The 16,873-nt window shown below is 56.1% G+C and carries 11 protein-coding genes; 7 read left to right on the forward strand and 4 right to left on the reverse strand.

The features are described 5' to 3' along the window. Positions 1-66: 66 nt before the first annotated feature. The 4 genes from HMPREF2625_RS00655 to HMPREF2625_RS00670 all read left to right on the forward strand — a co-directional run bounded on the left by HMPREF2625_RS00655 (position 67) and on the right by HMPREF2625_RS00670 (position 2,878). Positions 67-594: a MarR family winged helix-turn-helix transcriptional regulator gene (locus HMPREF2625_RS00655; protein WP_070520519.1), complete on the forward strand. Its 528-nt coding sequence runs from the start codon at positions 67-69 to the stop codon at positions 592-594. Between the two features lie 138 nt (positions 595-732). Next, positions 733-1,149: an SRPBCC family protein gene (locus tag HMPREF2625_RS00660; protein WP_070520522.1), complete on the forward strand. Its 417-nt coding sequence runs from the start codon at positions 733-735 to the stop codon at positions 1,147-1,149. Beyond that, positions 1,146-1,580, forward strand: a complete 435-nt coding sequence (locus HMPREF2625_RS00665; protein ID WP_070520525.1) for a MarR family winged helix-turn-helix transcriptional regulator — start codon at positions 1,146-1,148, stop codon at positions 1,578-1,580. The genes HMPREF2625_RS00660 and HMPREF2625_RS00665 overlap by 4 nt, the downstream gene beginning before the upstream one ends. Before the next feature lie 677 nt (positions 1,581-2,257). Continuing rightward, positions 2,258-2,878, forward strand: a complete 621-nt coding sequence (locus tag HMPREF2625_RS00670) for an FMN-dependent NADH-azoreductase (protein ID WP_070520528.1) — start codon at positions 2,258-2,260, stop codon at positions 2,876-2,878. Positions 2,879-3,032: 154 nt separating this feature from the next. Here the strand turns inward: HMPREF2625_RS00670 and HMPREF2625_RS10970 are convergent, their stop codons facing one another. After that, positions 3,033-3,308 (reverse strand): hypothetical protein, encoded by a 276-nt coding sequence (locus HMPREF2625_RS10970; RefSeq protein ID WP_246826562.1) that lies wholly within the window; start codon positions 3,306-3,308, stop codon positions 3,033-3,035. Positions 3,309-3,624: 316 nt separating this feature from the next. Between HMPREF2625_RS10970 and HMPREF2625_RS00680 the strand changes: the two genes are divergently transcribed. Together HMPREF2625_RS00680 and HMPREF2625_RS00685 are read left to right on the forward strand one after the other, a co-directional pair. After that, positions 3,625-5,226 (forward strand): MATE family efflux transporter, encoded by a 1,602-nt coding sequence (locus HMPREF2625_RS00680; RefSeq protein WP_141745397.1) that lies wholly within the window; start codon positions 3,625-3,627, stop codon positions 5,224-5,226. A 482-nt stretch (positions 5,227-5,708) separates the two neighbouring features. Next, on the forward strand, positions 5,709-7,169 hold the full coding sequence (locus tag HMPREF2625_RS00685) for an MATE family efflux transporter (RefSeq protein WP_246826563.1): 1,461 nt from the start codon (positions 5,709-5,711) through the stop codon (positions 7,167-7,169). Positions 7,170-7,209: 40 nt separating this feature from the next. Here HMPREF2625_RS00685 and nadE read toward each other — a convergent pair whose 3' ends face one another. Continuing rightward, positions 7,210-8,040 (reverse strand): ammonia-dependent NAD(+) synthetase, encoded by an 831-nt coding sequence (gene nadE / locus HMPREF2625_RS00690; protein WP_070520534.1) that lies wholly within the window; start codon positions 8,038-8,040, stop codon positions 7,210-7,212. Between the two features lie 249 nt (positions 8,041-8,289). Between nadE and HMPREF2625_RS00695 the strand changes: the two genes are divergently transcribed. Beyond that, the gene (locus HMPREF2625_RS00695) at positions 8,290-8,760 is read left to right on the forward strand and encodes a DUF4870 domain-containing protein (RefSeq protein WP_070520537.1); all 471 of its coding nucleotides are present in this window, start codon (positions 8,290-8,292) and stop codon (positions 8,758-8,760) included. A 338-nt stretch (positions 8,761-9,098) separates the two neighbouring features. Here HMPREF2625_RS00695 and HMPREF2625_RS00700 read toward each other — a convergent pair whose 3' ends face one another. Further along, positions 9,099-12,710: a S8 family peptidase gene (locus HMPREF2625_RS00700; protein WP_070520540.1), complete on the reverse strand. Its 3,612-nt coding sequence runs from the start codon at positions 12,708-12,710 to the stop codon at positions 9,099-9,101. Between the two features lie 158 nt (positions 12,711-12,868). Continuing rightward, the gene (locus tag HMPREF2625_RS00705; protein ID WP_070520543.1) at positions 12,869-16,810 is read right to left on the reverse strand and encodes a S8 family serine peptidase; all 3,942 of its coding nucleotides are present in this window, start codon (positions 16,808-16,810) and stop codon (positions 12,869-12,871) included. Between the last annotated feature and the right edge of the window lie 63 nt (positions 16,811-16,873).

Raw genomic sequence — 16,873 nt, forward strand, 5'->3', positions numbered from 1 at the left:
TAAATCCTAATCGCTTTTTGTCTTGAAAGCAAGATAAAATAGTACTGAGTCGATTTTAGGAGGAATATGTCGAGCGCCCGTTCCCGCAGTACCCACCCCGATGCCGTGGACGTCATTATTGATCAGTGGAAACGTGAACTCCCTGAATTAGCTTCTGAAAATATGGCCCTGATTGGCCGTCTTAGGCGATGCTCCATTCTGCTCGCGCCGCGTCTTGACGAGGTTTTTGCTGCCTATGATCTTAGTAATGGCGCCTTTGATGTGTTGGCGACGTTACGCCGCGCGGGTGCGCCCTATATTCTGACCCCGACCGAGCTTTTTGCCTCGCTCATGGTTACTTCGGGCACTATGACAACCCGCCTGCAGAAGGTGCAGAAGCGCGGGCTCATTGAGCGCATCCCTAACCCGGACGATGCCCGCAGTATGCTCGTGAAGCTGACGGGCGCTGGGCGTGAATTGGTGGAAAAAGTCGTCTTCGAACACGTGGACAATGAGCGGCGTATTCTGGAAAAGCTGCCCGCTGAGACGCGCCGTCAGCTGGATGCAGGCCTCGCCGAGCTGATGCGGGTGCTGGAGGATGCGAAGAAGGACTAGGATAATGGCGCGTTAGGCTACCGTGCTTCATGGTTCCTTTGAGAGGCGCTTTTTGATATATTAGTAAATGCATTGATAATCAATGTATTTACTAATATACGCAATGGAACATAATACTCTCGTAGAAGGGAATACACGATGTGGAGCACCCAGCATTCTCAGATTACTGATGTCAGCATATCTGCTTTGTGGCGCACCTTTATTGCGGTGCACAGTGGCGAACTTACCCTGCCCGGCGGCGACCATTTTGAACCTGAACGGGAACTCGCAGTGGGTACGCGTATCGCAATGACTCCTGCCGGTCAGGAACAGGTCATCTCAACGGTCACCGAGTTCGTGCCTGAAAAGCGCTACGCCGACGAGACCCCGTTTAACGGTCTAATCCTGACATTCCGTCACGAGTTTGAGCCGGTCAAGGAGGGCACACGCATTACTCACACCCTAGAAATCACAGGGGATGAGGCAGATACCATAGGTGCACACATAGGGCCTGGTATAAGCTCTGATTTTCCCGCCCAGATGAGCGAGCTTATTAAGGCGGCACGTGCATCATGAGTGTTAGCAGGTTTGCTGACCCCGGCGCCGACAGCCCGGGGTTTGTGCTGTGGAAGCTAACCCAGCGATGGCAGCGAGCGGTAGCTGATGCCCTGGAACCGCTGGGCGTTACGCAGACTCAGTTCGTGATTCTCGCCTGCGCCTACTGGCTAACTCAAAAGACCGAATCTGTACAACAGATCGATATTGCTAAAGCTGCTGGTATGGATGCACAAATGGTCTCTGACGTGCTGCGGCGCCTAGAGAAAAGCGAGCTTGTGCAGCGTGTTTCAAGCCCCACGGATGGGCGGTCAAAGAATGTTCTTCTCACGGACGCGGGGAAGGATATTGCGATTCGGGCGATTCCCGCTGTCGAGCAGGTAGATGCGCAATTCTTCGGTACAATGCGCTCGACAACTCTAGCGGACCTGCGGGCGGCACTTAAGAGGTAAATGGGGGAATTTCTCTCCGGGAGGAGAGTGCATTCATGATCTTTTGGCGGTGTGCTAAGCTGGAACCATATTTCAGGTGTAAATGCTCATATGCGGAGGAGCTTAGTAACTGCAATTACCAAGCCCCTCCAGTGAGTAGGGTCGTTACCTCAGGCTCTTAAACCAAGCTGAGATAAAGCCTACAACATGTGAAACGGCTTGAGCTGATCCATCAATCAGGATGTAGCTGACGAGGATCGCTTGAGCCGTTTCTACTATCTCGTAGAACAGCATTCCCACTGCGCTGCGCGCCTTCCGCACGCAGATTTGATGCCTCGCACGCTCGGAATCTGCGGTGCTCCAGCTCATCCGCCCCGAGAGTCATCACGGAATGTATATTTGCAACCTGTGCCGGTGACTCATTCCGGGAAGAAGGAACTAATAACTTTACCGCATGCTTTACAAGGAAATTTCGTGTGATTCTGGAGAATGCATAAAAATGTGATTCTTCTATTTTTAAATTCTTTTCACGCGCACTAGGGATATTCCTTGAAGAAATATTGCGTCATAAAGCGTTATTCCATAACTTTGCTTGTACTCAGCGTTGATACCAGCATTACACCCAATCTACGATAGAAATATCCATCCCGGATTTTTTGTAAATTCTGCAATATCTTATTCAATCACCAGGAGACCCCATGCAGACCCTTATTATTAACGCCCACCCGGATCCCCAGAATAAAACTGCGTATTGCACCAACCGCCTCGTTGATTGCCTGACCGAGAAACTGCCGGATGCAACCGTGCTGAACCTCTATAATGAGGATATTCCCGAACTTACTGCCGAAACCCTGCCGCTTTACGGGTCGGTATATGATGAAAAATCGTCCCTGAGTAAGAGGGAACAGCAGATTCTTGCGCGCCGTGCTGAACTCATTGAACAGTTTAAAGCGGCTGATCGGCTGATTATCGCTATGCCCATGCATAACTTTTCGGTGACCTCACGCCTGAAGGACTACCTGGATAACATTATTATGGGAGGTCAGACTTTCCAGTTTAGCGAGAATGGTCCGCAGGGTCTCATGGGCGGGCATAAGGCGCTGCTCGTGCAGTCAAGCGGCTCCGTATACAGCACCGGTCCGCTGGCACCGTGGGAGCAATCGTACCCCTTCCTGCGGACCGTGTTTGGGATGCTCGGGTTCGATTCGACCGATATTGTGCGTGCCGAAGGCACCATGGATCCAAATATTGGCCCAGATGTCGCTGTTGAGAGTGCCTGCGCCGAGCTTGAACAAAAACTGCCCGAGTTCCTTGCCTAAGAACCTAAGAACCGCTGGGTATAAGGAACATTAAGAAGCCCGATGGTACTGAGGCGGTGTGCTAAGCTAGGTGCATATCTACGAAATAATTGCCTATTTATAGGCAAGAGGGACCGGTAGCGTCAACTACCAACCCCTCTCTATGAGTAGCAAACTACCTCAGACGCCTAAGGAATACTGAGATAGCTTCTACGACGTCAGAAACGGCTTGAGCCGATCCATCAGTCAGAATGTAACTGATGATGATCGCTTGAGCCGTTTCTACTAGTCCGTAGAGAGACATGTCTACTCGCGCTTGCGCGCCTTCCGCACGCAGATTTGGTGCCTCGCGCACTCGGAATCTGCGGTGCTCCAGCTCATCCGCCCCGAAAGTCATCACGGAATGTAAATTTGCAAACTGTGCCGGTGACTCATTCCGGGAAGAGGGCACTAATAACTTTACCGCATACTTTACGCAGAAAATGTACCCCTTTGAAAGCGTTAGCGTGTAAAAAGGGTCTTTATGTGAATAAAGCGTTGAAAAACCCTCTTTATTCACATAAAGAGCCTTTCTGTGCGGGAGGTTAGAGGAGGAAGCAGGGGAGAGGATCGGGAGGAAAAGCAACGAGATGAAGGGCTTACTTCTCAACAGGAAACGGGTACAATGGAGTCCCCTGCCCGCATCCGGCATGTAGTGCTGACCGATATTACCTGAGCCATGCCGCCCCAGAGACGGGCGCACTGCACAGACCAAGAAACGTATCTTCATGACACATAAACCTAAACATTCCCTGCCCGAAAATGCTGGTGCAGCAGACAAACCTAACGCAGCAGCAAAACTTGGCACAGTAGCGCCGTCCGAGGCAAACCCGCCCGTCACCGGTGCAGTTCCGGCGGTGACAGGCACCATGCCCTCCACCACCGGTGCCACTCTGGCCGCGCCCGCACCTGATGCAGGCCCCGGGATACCCAATATGGACGATCCCAAAAACATCTACCTGCTCAAAGACGCCCCTGTTTTCAAGGCGCTTCTTGCCCTGGGTATCCCTATGGCGGCGGGCCTGGCGATCACCAGCATTTACAACGTCATTAACTCCTACTTTGTGGGGCACTACGGCACCGTCGAAGAGCTCGCCGCCACCGGATACGGCGTACCCGTCTTCGGTATTATCATGGCGATTGCGGGTGTGTTCGGTCTGGGCTCATCAACCCTGGCGTCGCGTCTGCTGGGCGAAGGCAATGAGGCACGTATTCGCAATGTGACCTCATTCGCCCTGTACTCCGCGCTCGCCTGCGGCGTGGTGGTCGCCATTGCCGGCTCCCTGTTTGCAGACCCGATTACCGGCCTGATGGGCGCCTCCGGAGCATCCTTTGAACCGACCAAAACCTTCGTGCACCTGCTCTTTTTGGGTGCGCCGTTTTCGGTCGGCATGTTTACCCTGGAACAGCTGGTGCGTTCTGAAGGTTACGCCAAACAGTCCATGTATGGCATTATCTGGGGTGTCGTCATCAACTCAATTTTCGATGTTTTGTTGATTGCGGTTCTCGGCTGGGGTATCGCCGGCGCCGGTTGGGCGATGCTCGCCGCAAACGCCGCATCCATGGTGTACTACCTGCAGTTCCTTATTCGCAAGAGCCCCAACTTCTCGTGGAAACCCAGCGATTTTGTGATCGCCGGCGACATTATTAAACCCGTGTTCGCCGTGGGTGCCGCCGAACTGATTCAGAGTGCAAACCTGACCGTTTCTGTGCTGGTGCTCAACAATATTGCGGCAGGATACGGTGACGACTCCGTGGCCGCCTTCGGGCTGGCGATGCGCCTGAACATGGTACCCGAAATGCTGTGTATGGGTATCTGCATGGGCGGTATTCCGCTCTTCGCCTACGCTTACGGTGCCCGCAATCGAGACCGAGTGCGTTCGGCTCTGAAAACCGCCGCAATGGTATCGGTGGCAACCTCCATTATCTTCACCACCCCCGTTTTGATATTACGTCGTCAGCTTCTTGAGCTCGTGGGCGACTCCTCGCTGGTCGCCACCGGCGAGAAAGTGCTGATCGCGCTCATGCTCGCCGCCGTGTTCAACGCCGTGAGCATCGTGTTCGTCTCGTGGTTCCAGGCCGCCGGTAAAGGCTTGCCCGCCACGCTCATGACCCTGGGTATTGCCCTGCTTTTCTTCCCTGCGGTTATCTTCGGCAATATGTGGTTCGGCTTCGACGGCCTCACCTGGGCGTTCCCCTTCACCCAGATCTCGGCGTGCGTGCTGGGCGTGATCCTGTTCTTCGCAACCGGCAGTACTAAGGTGAAGGATGCGCCCGCATCGGGCACTCCCGAGCACGGCGTGACCGAGATTAAGGTTGAGTCTGAGTAGCGGGTCTGCACTTTATTCATTCGCACCCGTGAAAACGCTCTGACCTGAGTGTATGCCCGAAGCGTTATATTGCAGTGACCCCTGGAAACAGAGTTTCACCACTGTATAACGCTTTTGGTATATATCGGGTAAAGCCTCTCGGATAATATGCTCAAAACCGCATATAAGGTTCTGTCGTGCAGCGTGGCATCAGAAGTTATTCCGTCATGGAACGACCTGCATATGCCCCATACAGGCACAGCCGTGTATGATAAGCGAGGCGGCAGCCCCGCATTCAGGGGAGCCAACCGACTATATGCGTTTACCGGCATATAAGGAAAAACTTTCGGTATAGGTGCTATGTGAGGTTATTGCATGGCACGTACATATGCCGCAGGATTATTCCAGACTGGTATATACCCTTGTCAGGCTTATATGCCTATACTCCATGCGTTCGCACGTCGCCTACGTTCACCGACCATTATCCTATAAGGAGGTACACCGTGCCCCAAGCCGAGCATCTCGGTGTACCCGAAACACAGGTTGCCGGGGATACCGCATCGACGGCGAGTGCAGACGAGCTTTCCCGCGAAGTTCTTCATCAAAACAACCTGAGTGAAGACTCCCGAAATATCTATTTCCTCAAAGACGCCCCGGTGATGCGCGCCCTGCTTGCCCTGGGTATCCCCATGGCAACCGGGCTGGCGATCACCGCCATCTACAACGTGGTGAATTCCTATTTCGTGGGGCACTTTGGCACGGTTGAAGACCTTGCCGCGCTTATCTTCGGGTTCCCGGTGGTGGGCATCATTACCGCGCTGGCGGGGCTTTTCGGGGTGGGCGCATCCACTCTTACGGCACGATTGCTGGGTGAAGGCAACGCCGCCCGCATTCCCACAGTTACCTCTTTCGCCGTCTATGCTTCTCTGATCTTCGGTGTAGGTCTGGCGGTAGCGGGGATTTTCTTCGTCGATCCGCTCACTCGGCTGATGGGTGCCGGTGGTGCCACCTATGAACCGACTCGCTGGTTCGTGACCGTGCTGTTCCTTGGCGCCCCGCCCTGGATGTGTATGTTCACCCTGGAACAGCTGGTGCGTGCCGAAGGCTATGCCAAACAATCCATGTACGGCCTGCTGTGGGGAGTACTCGCCAACCTCGTGCTGGATGTGCTACTCATCGGCGTTTTACGCATGGGCGCGGCGGGCTCTGGCTGGGCTCTCATGGGGACAAACGTCGCCTGCATTATCTACTACATGCTGTTTCTGACCGCGAAGAGCAAGAATTTTTCGTGGTCGCTCAAGGACTTCACGCTCTCTGCCGACGTACTTAAACCCGTGCTCTCGGTAGGTTCCTCGCAAATGGTATCGAGTCTATTCCTCGTTGTCTCGGCCCTGGTGCTCAATAACCTGGCGGTTAAATACGGCGATGCGGCGGTCGCCTCCTTCGGCGTTTCGATCCGCCTGATCATGGTTCCGCAAACCCTGTGTACGGGTATCTGCATGGGCAGTATTCCACTTTTTGCATATACCTACGGTGCGGGGAACCGGGAGCGTCTGCGCGCCGCACTCAAGGTTGCGGTGCTGCTCTCGGTTGGAACCTCGGCGGTGTTCTCGATTCCGGTTTGGGTGTTCCGCGACTGGGCGCTGTATCTTGCGGGTGGCCCCAGCATCATCACGACGGGGGATCAGGTGCTCACCGCCCTGCTTTTCTCGACCGTTTTCTATGCGCTAGTGATGCTGCTTGTTGCATGGTTCCAGGCCTGCGGTAAAGGCGTGGCGGCGGTAGTTTTGACCGCGAGCGTGGGTGTTTTCTTTTTCGTCACGGTCTTCGCTGGCGATACACTTTTCGGATTTACTGGCCTTACCTGGGCGTTCCCTGTCACGCAGATGGGGTCGTGCGCGCTTGGGGTGGCGTTGTTTTGGGCGAGCGGGCGCACGCGCATCCGGCAGCTTGAAAAGGCGTAAGCACAGAATAAGCCGCCGGGCAACGAGCCTCACCCAAGGTTTACTTCCACCACGTATCGGCGATACCCACTGGAACCGTGCGTTTATGCCGACTGCGCAGGTAGATAGTCTCTAGCTTTTCGGCGACGGCGGGGTCAATTTCTTTACCCTCCAGGTAGTCGTCGATCTGCGGGTAGGTGATGCCGAGTTCGTCCTCATCGGTGCGCCCGGGGATACCGTCGAGCAGGTCGGCTGTCGGCGGCTTAGCCCACAGCCGTTCGGATGCGCCCAGAACCCTCAGAAGCAGCTGATTCTGCCGCTTATTCAACCCGGACAGCGGCAGTATATCCGCCCCTCCGTCGCCGAACTTCGTGAAGAAACCGGTCACGGATTCCGCCGCGTGGTCGGTTCCGACGACCAGCAGGGACGGGTCGCCAGCGAGCGCATACTGGGCGATCATGCGGGCACGCGCCTTAATATTTCCCTTGTTAAAGTCGCTGATGGGCGTGCCCACGGCAGCCGTGTAGGCGGTGTCGAAGCCATCGACCGCATCCGCAATATTGAAGGTGACGGTACGGTCGGGGGAGATGAATTCGAGGGCTTTTTGTGCGTCTTCTTCGTCGACTTGGGTTTTATAGGGTAGGCGTACCGCCATGAACTGAGCTTGGTATCCTTCGGCGTTGAGTTTTTCGCTGGCGAGTTGGCAGAGCCTGCCCGCCAGTGTGGAATCGATGCCGCCGCTAATGCCGAGCACGAATCCGCGGGTGCCGGTTGCTTTCGCGTAGTCGCAGAGGAACTGTACGCGCCGCTGTACTTCCTCACGCGCCTGCGCCTCGGTCATATTGGGACGAACACCCATCTGTGCCACGATTTTTTCCTGAAGTTCACGCATATTTCTAGTGTACGCGGGCGTCGTCTTGCTGAGGGAACGAAAGATAATGCAGATACTCTAAAAATTCATCGAATCTTTTGCTCTAAAGACCTAATTTACCGTTGTTTTTAATCCAGAAATACTACAAAGTGTCGCGATGTATAAAACAGGCGGAACTATTTGCATTTTTGCTAGCCTAGGGTAGGTTCGCCTAATACTCTGTGAACCTCACACATCGCACCGATAGACCTCGAATGAAAGTACACTATCATGAGCCAACAGAACTTTGACCCCAATCAATATGGCCAACAGCCCGCACAGGGTATGCCTCAGCCGGTCTTGGGACAGGCAGCGGATGCGCAGGGCAAGGCAACGCTCGCGCATATATCCGTTTTTCTCACCTGGATCGCCACGCTTATTATGTGGTCGATCTATAAGGATAAGCCCGGATACGAGGTTGTTAAACGTGCCGCAGCGCGTGCCTTCAATGTCGCGATTACCATTTCGATTGCAACGATTGTGGGTATGATCATTCCCCTTATTTTGGCAGTAGTTGCTGTAGCTGGGAACAACGGTGGGCTCGCAGTTGTAGCCCTTATTCTCATGGTGGTTGTGGCAATCGTTATTGGTATATGGGGGATTGCCGGTGTCGTATGCCATATTATTGGCGCAGTGAAGGCCAATGCGGGAGAGACGGATTATAAGTACCCGCTGCCCGCCTTGAAGATCTTGAAAGATTAGTAAGACCTAGAGCTCAGATTCTTAGGGTCGATAACAATACCCCCGCTGTAAAAAGCTCCTTTGATAAACCTGGAACTTTCTGCTGCGGGGGTATTGCTTCATCATTTGGGATAACCTATCGAGTGAAACCGGCTCACAAAATGTCCCCAAAAACTTCACACATAGGCACGGACAAGCCTTTATATCAGTATCGGAATATAAGAATATGCTCTCGATTCCCCTACTATTAGAGGAACCGAGAGCATATTCGTGATCGGTTATATACCGTGTGGACTATATACCGGAATCGGTATACAGCCAGGTCAGCGTGCTAACGCATAGTTGGCAGGTTCTGCATGCTATTTCGGCAAAGACGTATCTGCCTTCGGAGAGCCCGTGGGCTCTGACGGACCTGGTAGTGAGCTATCCTTTGGAGATTCTGTAGGCTCTGAGGGACCCGGTAGCGAGCTATCCTTCGGAGACTCCGTGGGCTCTGACGGACTCGGCAGACTGCTCTGCTGCTGCTCGCTCAGCGGAACCACCTGGGCGCGTTCACCGGCAGCTCCGTTCTGACCGCTCAAATCGCCGGTACCGTTGTGCAGGTGCAGGAAGAGTGCCGAAGGCTTCTCGCCCTCAACGCGGTGCACCTTCACCTCGCCGCCGTTACGGTCAGCAAAGAGCCCCGGAACACCTGCGCTCTCACCCTCGAACCATACCTTCGGTGCGAACGGGTTGAAAGAGATCTTCTCGGTGGCATCAACATAGTCGCCGCCAACCTTCGCATTGCTCCACGTGTTTGTCGAAACCGCATAGTCAATGCTTGAAGCCGTGTCAGCTGTCAAACCCAGATCCTTGAGCGGCACACTCAGCACCATCACGTTTGTATCCATGATGTTCGTGTCGGTATCGCCCCAAGCGCCATTAAGCGGGTACCGATTGGTTATTTCCCAGGTATCCCCATTCGCCTTCCACACCTTCACGAGTGGGTAATCCAGACCCTTTTCGGGCCCCACCTCAAGGTTGTAGTCGGGCTTACCGTCACGGTTGGTATCGAGCGTCACCTGAAGCTGACGTCCCGGGTGCATGGAATCCCAAATACCCCAGGTTGAAATACCGAAGTAGATCTTACCGTCGTTCGGATTCTGCCCGGCTGCCTTGAGCGCCGGGGCATCCGAGGCGGCACCTACATACTGCAGATCCATACTCTGACTTGAGGGAAGATCCAAATTCTCGGTGGGGATGCGCGGGCTCGCAGCCCCCAGCTCGAAGGCTCCCATCATGGACCGATAACCGCCCTGGTCCACATCCTGCCCGGCGAGTTTGACGGTGGTTTCGGTGGCTTTACCATTCTCAAACTGAATCTCGGAGCCTTGAACCTTCATCGTAGAGATAGGCTTCGGTGCCGCATGAACGGGCAGGCGTATAAGCTCCTCCCAGTCGTCCTGGTTCGCATCCTTAAAGACTATGCGGCCGGAGACGCTTGCAATATACTGACGTTTGCCCGAGATAATAGGCTGGTACTGCCCATTAACATAGGCCATGGCAGTTTGCTCTTTCTCCAGGGCGGGATCAATGGTCTTTTTCAGGGCGGGAGTGTAGGTCGAGAAGGTGATAGGAACTTTTACGGTCTCGCCCGGTTCGACCGTCACCAAAGGCGGTACCTCGGGACTTGAACCAGGGATTTCGGGACCATACTGGTACGAAAGCTCGTAGGTATGGGCCACCGAATCCATATTCCGCACGACAATATTGCGGGTTACGGTATGGTCTTCACCATCGAGGGGATATTCGAGAACGCCGAATGATAGGGAAACCCGCTCAGGATTTTCCTCATCGTAGACCAGAACCTTCGCGTTGACCGCCTTCTTAGCGTTCACGAAGCCAGACCCCATACGATCAACAGCGTATTTAGACCCTGCATGGTTGGTGAGATCGGTGTCTGCGCTGTTCATGATCGCAGCCTTCACCATTGCCGGGGTATAGTCTGGATGCGCCTGCATCACCTGTGCAGCAATGCCGGAGACATGCGGTGCCGCCATTGAGGTTCCGGTGTTGTAAACCCCTTCGGTGCCCTGGCCGACTGACGCCGAAAAAATATCGACTCCCGGTGCAGCAACATCGGGTTTGATGAATCCTTCGGTGCCGTGCTGGCCGCGAGAACTCATAGAATTGAGGCCGAAGTCGAGCCTAGTAGGAATATGCGTTGCCTTCTTATAAGCCTCATTCGCTTCAACCTTGAAAGTTCCGGCCTCCACGTAGGGTTTTATGTCTGCGGCGAAGGCGGTGTTAATGCGGAACCCGGGGATCGTTGCGTTACCGCCAAATCCTTGCTGGGCAGGATAGTCCTTGAGGACGAGCAGCACGCCCGTGCCACCCGCCTGGGCAACATGATCGAAACGTTCGGCGGAGGAACAGTTGACCTTGTAGGTGTAGTCTACTTCCCAGTCGAGCATCACCCATTTACCCTTGATCTTTTCAGCCTCTTCCGGGGTGAAGGGTTTACAGCCGTCATGGTTGCGTTCGGGCGCGAGGGTGACATAGCCGGTGCGTTTATCGGCAGGTGCCTTATCGAGGGGGAAATTGAGCGAATAGTCACCATCAATAAACTTAAAGTCCCTAAAGATGCCGTCAATAAAATCAAGGGGAATTCCGTTTTCGGGGCTGACAATTTTGAGCTGATCAGACACGCTCATAGTGCCATTGGCGTTCGCAACCGAAATGCTGGATGCGGCGTTGGCGGGGCTGCCCGAATCCGAGTAGGTATCGCCCACGCCGTTGAACTCATTAGCGTTACCCGCCGCCGTGACGGTGAGAATACCTTGCTGCGCGAGGGAATCCACCATAGCGGAGTCAGGGTCATCAGCCGGAGAAAATTCGCTGCCGAGGGACAGGTTGATGATATTGGCGCGATCCGAGAAGTCGCCGTCCTCATTGGGGTCTAGGGCACGGTCGAGCCCCTGCATCACCACGTTTGAGCTGCCCTGACACCCGAACACGCGGATGCTCAGCAGCTGCGCCTCGGGGGCGGAACCGGGACCAATCTTCATGTTCTTGAGATCGTTTTCGGTGAGTTTGGAGTAGTCGCCGCGGAAGGTACTGCCGTCGGCATTCACCCCGTACCCCGCCGCGGTACCCGCCACGTGGGTGCCGTGCCCGCCGGTTCCATAGCCCTCAGGACGGCAGTCGAGCGGATTGTTATCGGGCTTAGGGGTCGAACCCGCGTCGAGAGCATTGTAGTCGTCACCCACGAGGTCGATGCCGCCAACCACTTTGGACCGGTCGATAAGCCCGGACTCGGCATCGGGCAGGTCCGTCAGAGTCTTGGCCTTTTCGTAAGCCTCTTTCGTGCCGGGACCACCAAAGTCGGTATGGGTATAGTCAATCCCGGAATCGACCACAGCGATCTTGACGCCCTTACCGGTGTACCCGGTGCTTTCAGCCCAAGCCTGCACGGCTTTAGAATCTATATCGCTATAAGCATTCATGCTCTTTTTCGCCACAATGGGGGTGATGCGCTCAACATCATCCCGCCCGGCAAGAGAACGGATTTTCTCAGCATTGCCGTGCAGGGCTACACCGCGCATCGTATTGTGCACGGTATAACGTATTTCTGCACCGGAATCCTGAGCCGCTTGGCGAGCCTGATTCTCGACCTGCTCCTTGATAGAGGTGGCCTCACCCTGCTTCTTAACGGGTTCCTGCTTATTGTGCAGAACCTCGTCGGGCTGGGTCTGCTCGTAGGCACCCTGACCCTTGAACTTAACGAAGACGAGCACATCTCCCTCCGCCTTTTTCATGGTGGGGGAGAGAGCATCTGAACTCTGCGGTGTGGGGGTTGCGAGGTACTGCCCGTTTTCGTTAATACCGCCCGGGTTTATGTCTGCGCTGGCAGGCGTGCCAAGCGCTAACAGAATACTTGTCGCGGCGGCAAGGCCGCCTAAGGCGCCTCGTCTGCGATGATTCGGAGGCATATCATACTCCTTGATCCTTTGAAGGTAACAATGTACAGATGATGCGGAGTGAATATGTGTTAACCCTCGTAAGAAGCGGGGATACGCCCGAAAAGGTAGGATTTTCCCACCTTCTCGGGCGAAAATCCGCTGCTCGCGGGGTGGATTAGGGGAAGGGGCTAACCCTCAGCCTTGAGCACGCCCTGGTTGTAGCGGTACAGGAACGCCGCCATCGCATCGCGGTGGATAGGATCCAGCGGGCGGTAGGTTTGATCCGGCCACCCGGTCGTCACCTTCTGCGCGGCAAGCCACTCGATCTCGCGGTAGAACATGCTATTCGGGGCAACATCCTTAAACGTGGGCTTATCCGGTGCCGTGAAGGCCGGGCTGCCCGCATACCGGTAGAAGAACGCCGCCATCGCATCGCGGTTAACCGCATCCTGCGGGCGGAAGGTACCATCCGCATACCCCGTCGTCAGCCGCTGCGCCGCAAACCACTCAATCTCCTTGTAGAACTGGTCGCCGGGAGCCACATCCTTGAACGTGGGCGTGCTCGGCGCGGTGAACTGCGGCGAACCCGCCAGGCGGTAGAAGTACGCCGCCATGGCGGCACGGCTCGTATTCTCGGCGGGGCGGAACGAACCATCCGGATAGCCGGTCGTGATACGCCGCTGCGCCAGCCAGGCGATCTCGGTGTAGAACATATCGCCCTCCTTCACATCCGTGAAGCGCGGGGCAGAAGGGGTCTCCGTGCTCTGCTCGCTCACCGGAAGCACCTGAGCGCGCTCGCCGCTCGCACCCTGGGAACCCGAAAGGTCTCCGGTGCCGTTGTGCAGGTGCAGGAAGAGAGCCTTAGCCGAACCCGCATCCGAGGCACGGTGCAGCGTCAGATCGGTGGCGGGGGCATCCGCGAAAAGCCCGGGGATGCTCGACTCGGTACCGCTGAACCACACCTTCGGGGCGAAGGGACTGTAGGTAATCCAGTCGGTCTGGCTGACGTTCTCCCACTCGTACTGGGTGATGGACTCAACGCTGTAGCGAATCTGCGGGGCGTTTTCGGCCGTCAACCCCAGATCCTTCAGGGGTACGCTCATGATGAGTGTGTTTGTGTCCATCATGTTCGTATCGGTATCGCCCCAGGCGCCGTTGAGCGGATAGTAGGCGAGCTGCTCCAAAGAACCGTTCTTGTAACCCAGCAGGCGCACGATCGGGAAGTCCAACCCTGCGGAACGGTCGGTTTTGAGCACGTAATCGGCGCGGTTATTGCCGTCCGTATCGATATTGACCGTGAAGGTGTTTTCCTCAGAGATCACATCCCAGTTCCTCCACGTGCTGATGCCGAAGGAAAGCGTACCTTCGTTCGGGTCTTTGCCCGCGTCCTTGAGCGCGGGCGCGTTCGAGGACGCACCCACATGCTGCAGGTTCGCCTTCATATCGCTGCTGACCCACAGGTTGCTCGGGTTAACACGATTCACCGATGCGCCCCACTCGAAGGCCCCCAGCAGGGAGCGGTATCCGCCCTGGTTCAGCTCGGTACCCTCTAATGTGACTCGCGTCTGGGAGGAGCCAGCGGGAACCTGCACGTTATTGCCCGCAACCTTCATGGTCGAAACCGGTTTGGGCGCCGCATGCAGGGGAACGCGCAGGGTTTGGTCGCCTTCGGTCAGCTTAATACGCCCGGATTCGGAGGCGATAAACTGCCGTGCCTGCTCGGGAACCACAGTCTTACCCGTATTCACATCGATGGAGGACTGGGTCTTTTCCATCGCCGGGTCCATAGTTTTCTCCAAGCGTGCCGGGTCAATCGTGACCTTCACCTGGAAATTCTTCTTCTCACCCGGCTGAACCGTAATGCTGGAAGGCATCGAGAATTCAACACCGGGCATATCGGTGCTTCCCGCATAGGAAATCGAGTAGGTATGCGCCTTGGAATCGAAATTCTCAACCGTCATCTCGCGGGTGAGCGACTGCTGGCCTGCGTCTGCCGCATATTCCAGCACGCCGAAAGTCTGCGAGACCTGCTCGGGACGGTCCGCGTTGTACAGAAGCACGCGGGTATCAACAGCGGCCTTCGCATCAATGCGCCCCGAACCCACGCGATCCACCGCGTAGGTATGCCCGTCGACATCGTGCAGGTCATGGTCTGCGCTGTTCATCATCGCCGCCTTGATCTGAATCGGCGAATAATCCTGATGCGCCTGCAATACCTGCGCCGCCACACCGGAGGCAAAGGGCGCAGACATCGACGTACCCGTGTACTGAATCGAGCCCGTTCCGGTACCCACGGCGGCAGAGGAAATATTATTCCCCGGTGCAGCGAGATCGGGCTTCGTGTACCCGTACGAGCCGTGGAACCCGCGTGCGCTCGAAGTTGTCAGCTCATCGAATTTACCGCTCTGGACGCGCAGACCACCCTTGAGGTCTTCGCCCAGGCGAATCTCTAGGGTGCCAGCCTGTGCGGCCTCGCGAACCTTATCGGATGCACTCTTCGCCACCCTGAAGCCCGGAATAGTTTCGTTCCCGGCTATCCCCAGTTCGGCGCGCTCTTCCTGGGAGGAAAGGACAACGCCCTTAGCGCCGGCCTTCTCGGCATTGTCGAAACGGACTTTCGAGCCGCACGAAATAGTACCGTCTTCGTTTGCCCACTCGATAAAGACCCACCGATCCTTGAGCTTGGCGGCGTCTTCAGCGCTGAATGCCTCACACCCGAACTTATTCGATGCGGACGCCGCAACGACTTGACCCCGCAGGGTTTCTTCGGAGGCTTTCGAGTAGTTGTAGTCCACCGAATAGTCGCCCGGAACCTTACCGGCAATCTGGCTGGGTGCAAGAATCTGCGCCGCATCCATGGCGTAGGTTGAACCCACCGAGTTCGCCACCGTCAGCGCCGAAATGGCGTTCGCGGGCTGGCCAGAGTCCGAGTAGGTATCGCCTACACCGTTGTATCCGGTCGCGTTACCCGCCGAGACAACGGCGAGCACACCCTGGCGGAACAGCGTTTCGACGGCGTAGGATTCCGGGTCATCTTCGGGCGAGAACTCGCCGCCAAGAGACATGTTTACCACCTGCGCGCGGTCGGAAAAATCGCCGTCGCCGTTGGGGTCGAGCACCTTATCGAGAGCCTGACCCACCAGGTTGGTGGCACCGCTGCACCCGAAGACGCGGAAGCTGTACAGCTGGGCATCCGGTGCAGAACCGGGGCCGATCTTCATCTCGCCCAGTTTCTCAGGTGTCAGCGTGGAATATTCGCCGCGGAAGGTCTTGCCCTGCGCATCCACGCCCCAACCTGCTGCGGTACCCGCCACGTGGGTGCCGTGACCGCCGCTGATGCAGTCGATCGGGTTGTTATCGGGCACTGCCGTGTTCAGGCCGTTATAGTCGTCACCGGCAAGATCGTACCCGCCTAAAAACTTCGCGGGGTCGTAGAGACCGGACGATGCTTCCGGCATATTGGTGAGTTTCGTTGCCTCATCAAAGGCTTCTTTCGTGCCGGGCCCGCCAAAGTCGGCGTGTGTGTAATCAATGCCCGAATCGATCACCGCAATCTTGATGCCCTTGCCGGTATACCCGGTGTTTTGTCGCGCCCAATTCTCGGCGGCCCCGGTATCGACGACAGAACCCGCATTTTGACGGTATTTCGGCACGATCGGGCTAATGCGCTCAACATCCGGGCGGGATGCGAGATCACGAATCGCCTGGGCATCACCCATGAGCGCCACGCCCGGCATTACGTTATGGGTGGTGTATAGAACTTTTGCGTGCGATTCTCCCGCTACGGACTGTGCCTGTGACTCTACGCGGGTCTTGATCGCCTGCACCTGTGCCTGAGCGTTCACGGGTGCCTGCCTGTTCTGCAGAACCGCCCGCGGCTGGGTCTGCTCATAGGCGCCTTGACCCTTGAACTTGACGTAGACCGGTATGGTGCCTTGCGCCTTTAGCATGCTGGGGGAGAGTACCTGCTGTTGCGTGTGCTGTTGTGAGGTTCTCAGGTCTGGGTCTTGTCCTCTCAACGGTGTCTCTGCTGCGTTGAGTGGTACCGCCGTGGAGGCGATAAGACCGAGCCCCAGAACCGCCGATAACCCGATGCGGGTGCACGCCCGCCAGGTGTTGGTGGATGCCATGATGCTCCTTGTGTTTGATAGTGTCGAACCCGAGTCAGCACTTTTGGTAACTATGGTTCGGTG

Source organism: Rothia sp. HMSC064D08 (genome assembly GCF_001809525.1).
GTDB lineage: Bacteria > Actinomycetota > Actinomycetes > Actinomycetales > Micrococcaceae > Rothia > Rothia dentocariosa.

What these genes read in the sequence shown, in the direction of transcription:
- HMPREF2625_RS00680 (WP_141745397.1), top strand. Translation starts at nt 3,625, where the DNA reads ATGACACATAAACCTAAACATTCCCTGCCCGAAAATGCTGGTGCAGCA.
- HMPREF2625_RS00655 (WP_070520519.1), top strand. Translation starts at nt 67, where the DNA reads ATGTCGAGCGCCCGTTCCCGCAGTACCCACCCCGATGCCGTGGACGTC.
- HMPREF2625_RS00665 (WP_070520525.1), top strand. Translation starts at nt 1,146, where the DNA reads ATGAGTGTTAGCAGGTTTGCTGACCCCGGCGCCGACAGCCCGGGGTTT.
- HMPREF2625_RS00700 (WP_070520540.1), bottom strand. Translation starts at nt 12,710, where the DNA reads ATGCCTCCGAATCATCGCAGACGAGGCGCCTTAGGCGGCCTTGCCGCC.
- HMPREF2625_RS00705 (WP_070520543.1), bottom strand. Translation starts at nt 16,810, where the DNA reads ATGGCATCCACCAACACCTGGCGGGCGTGCACCCGCATCGGGTTATCG.
- HMPREF2625_RS00660 (WP_070520522.1), top strand. Translation starts at nt 733, where the DNA reads ATGTGGAGCACCCAGCATTCTCAGATTACTGATGTCAGCATATCTGCT.
- HMPREF2625_RS00670 (WP_070520528.1), top strand. Translation starts at nt 2,258, where the DNA reads ATGCAGACCCTTATTATTAACGCCCACCCGGATCCCCAGAATAAAACT.
- nadE (WP_070520534.1), bottom strand. Translation starts at nt 8,040, where the DNA reads ATGCGTGAACTTCAGGAAAAAATCGTGGCACAGATGGGTGTTCGTCCC.
- HMPREF2625_RS00695 (WP_070520537.1), top strand. Translation starts at nt 8,290, where the DNA reads ATGAGCCAACAGAACTTTGACCCCAATCAATATGGCCAACAGCCCGCA.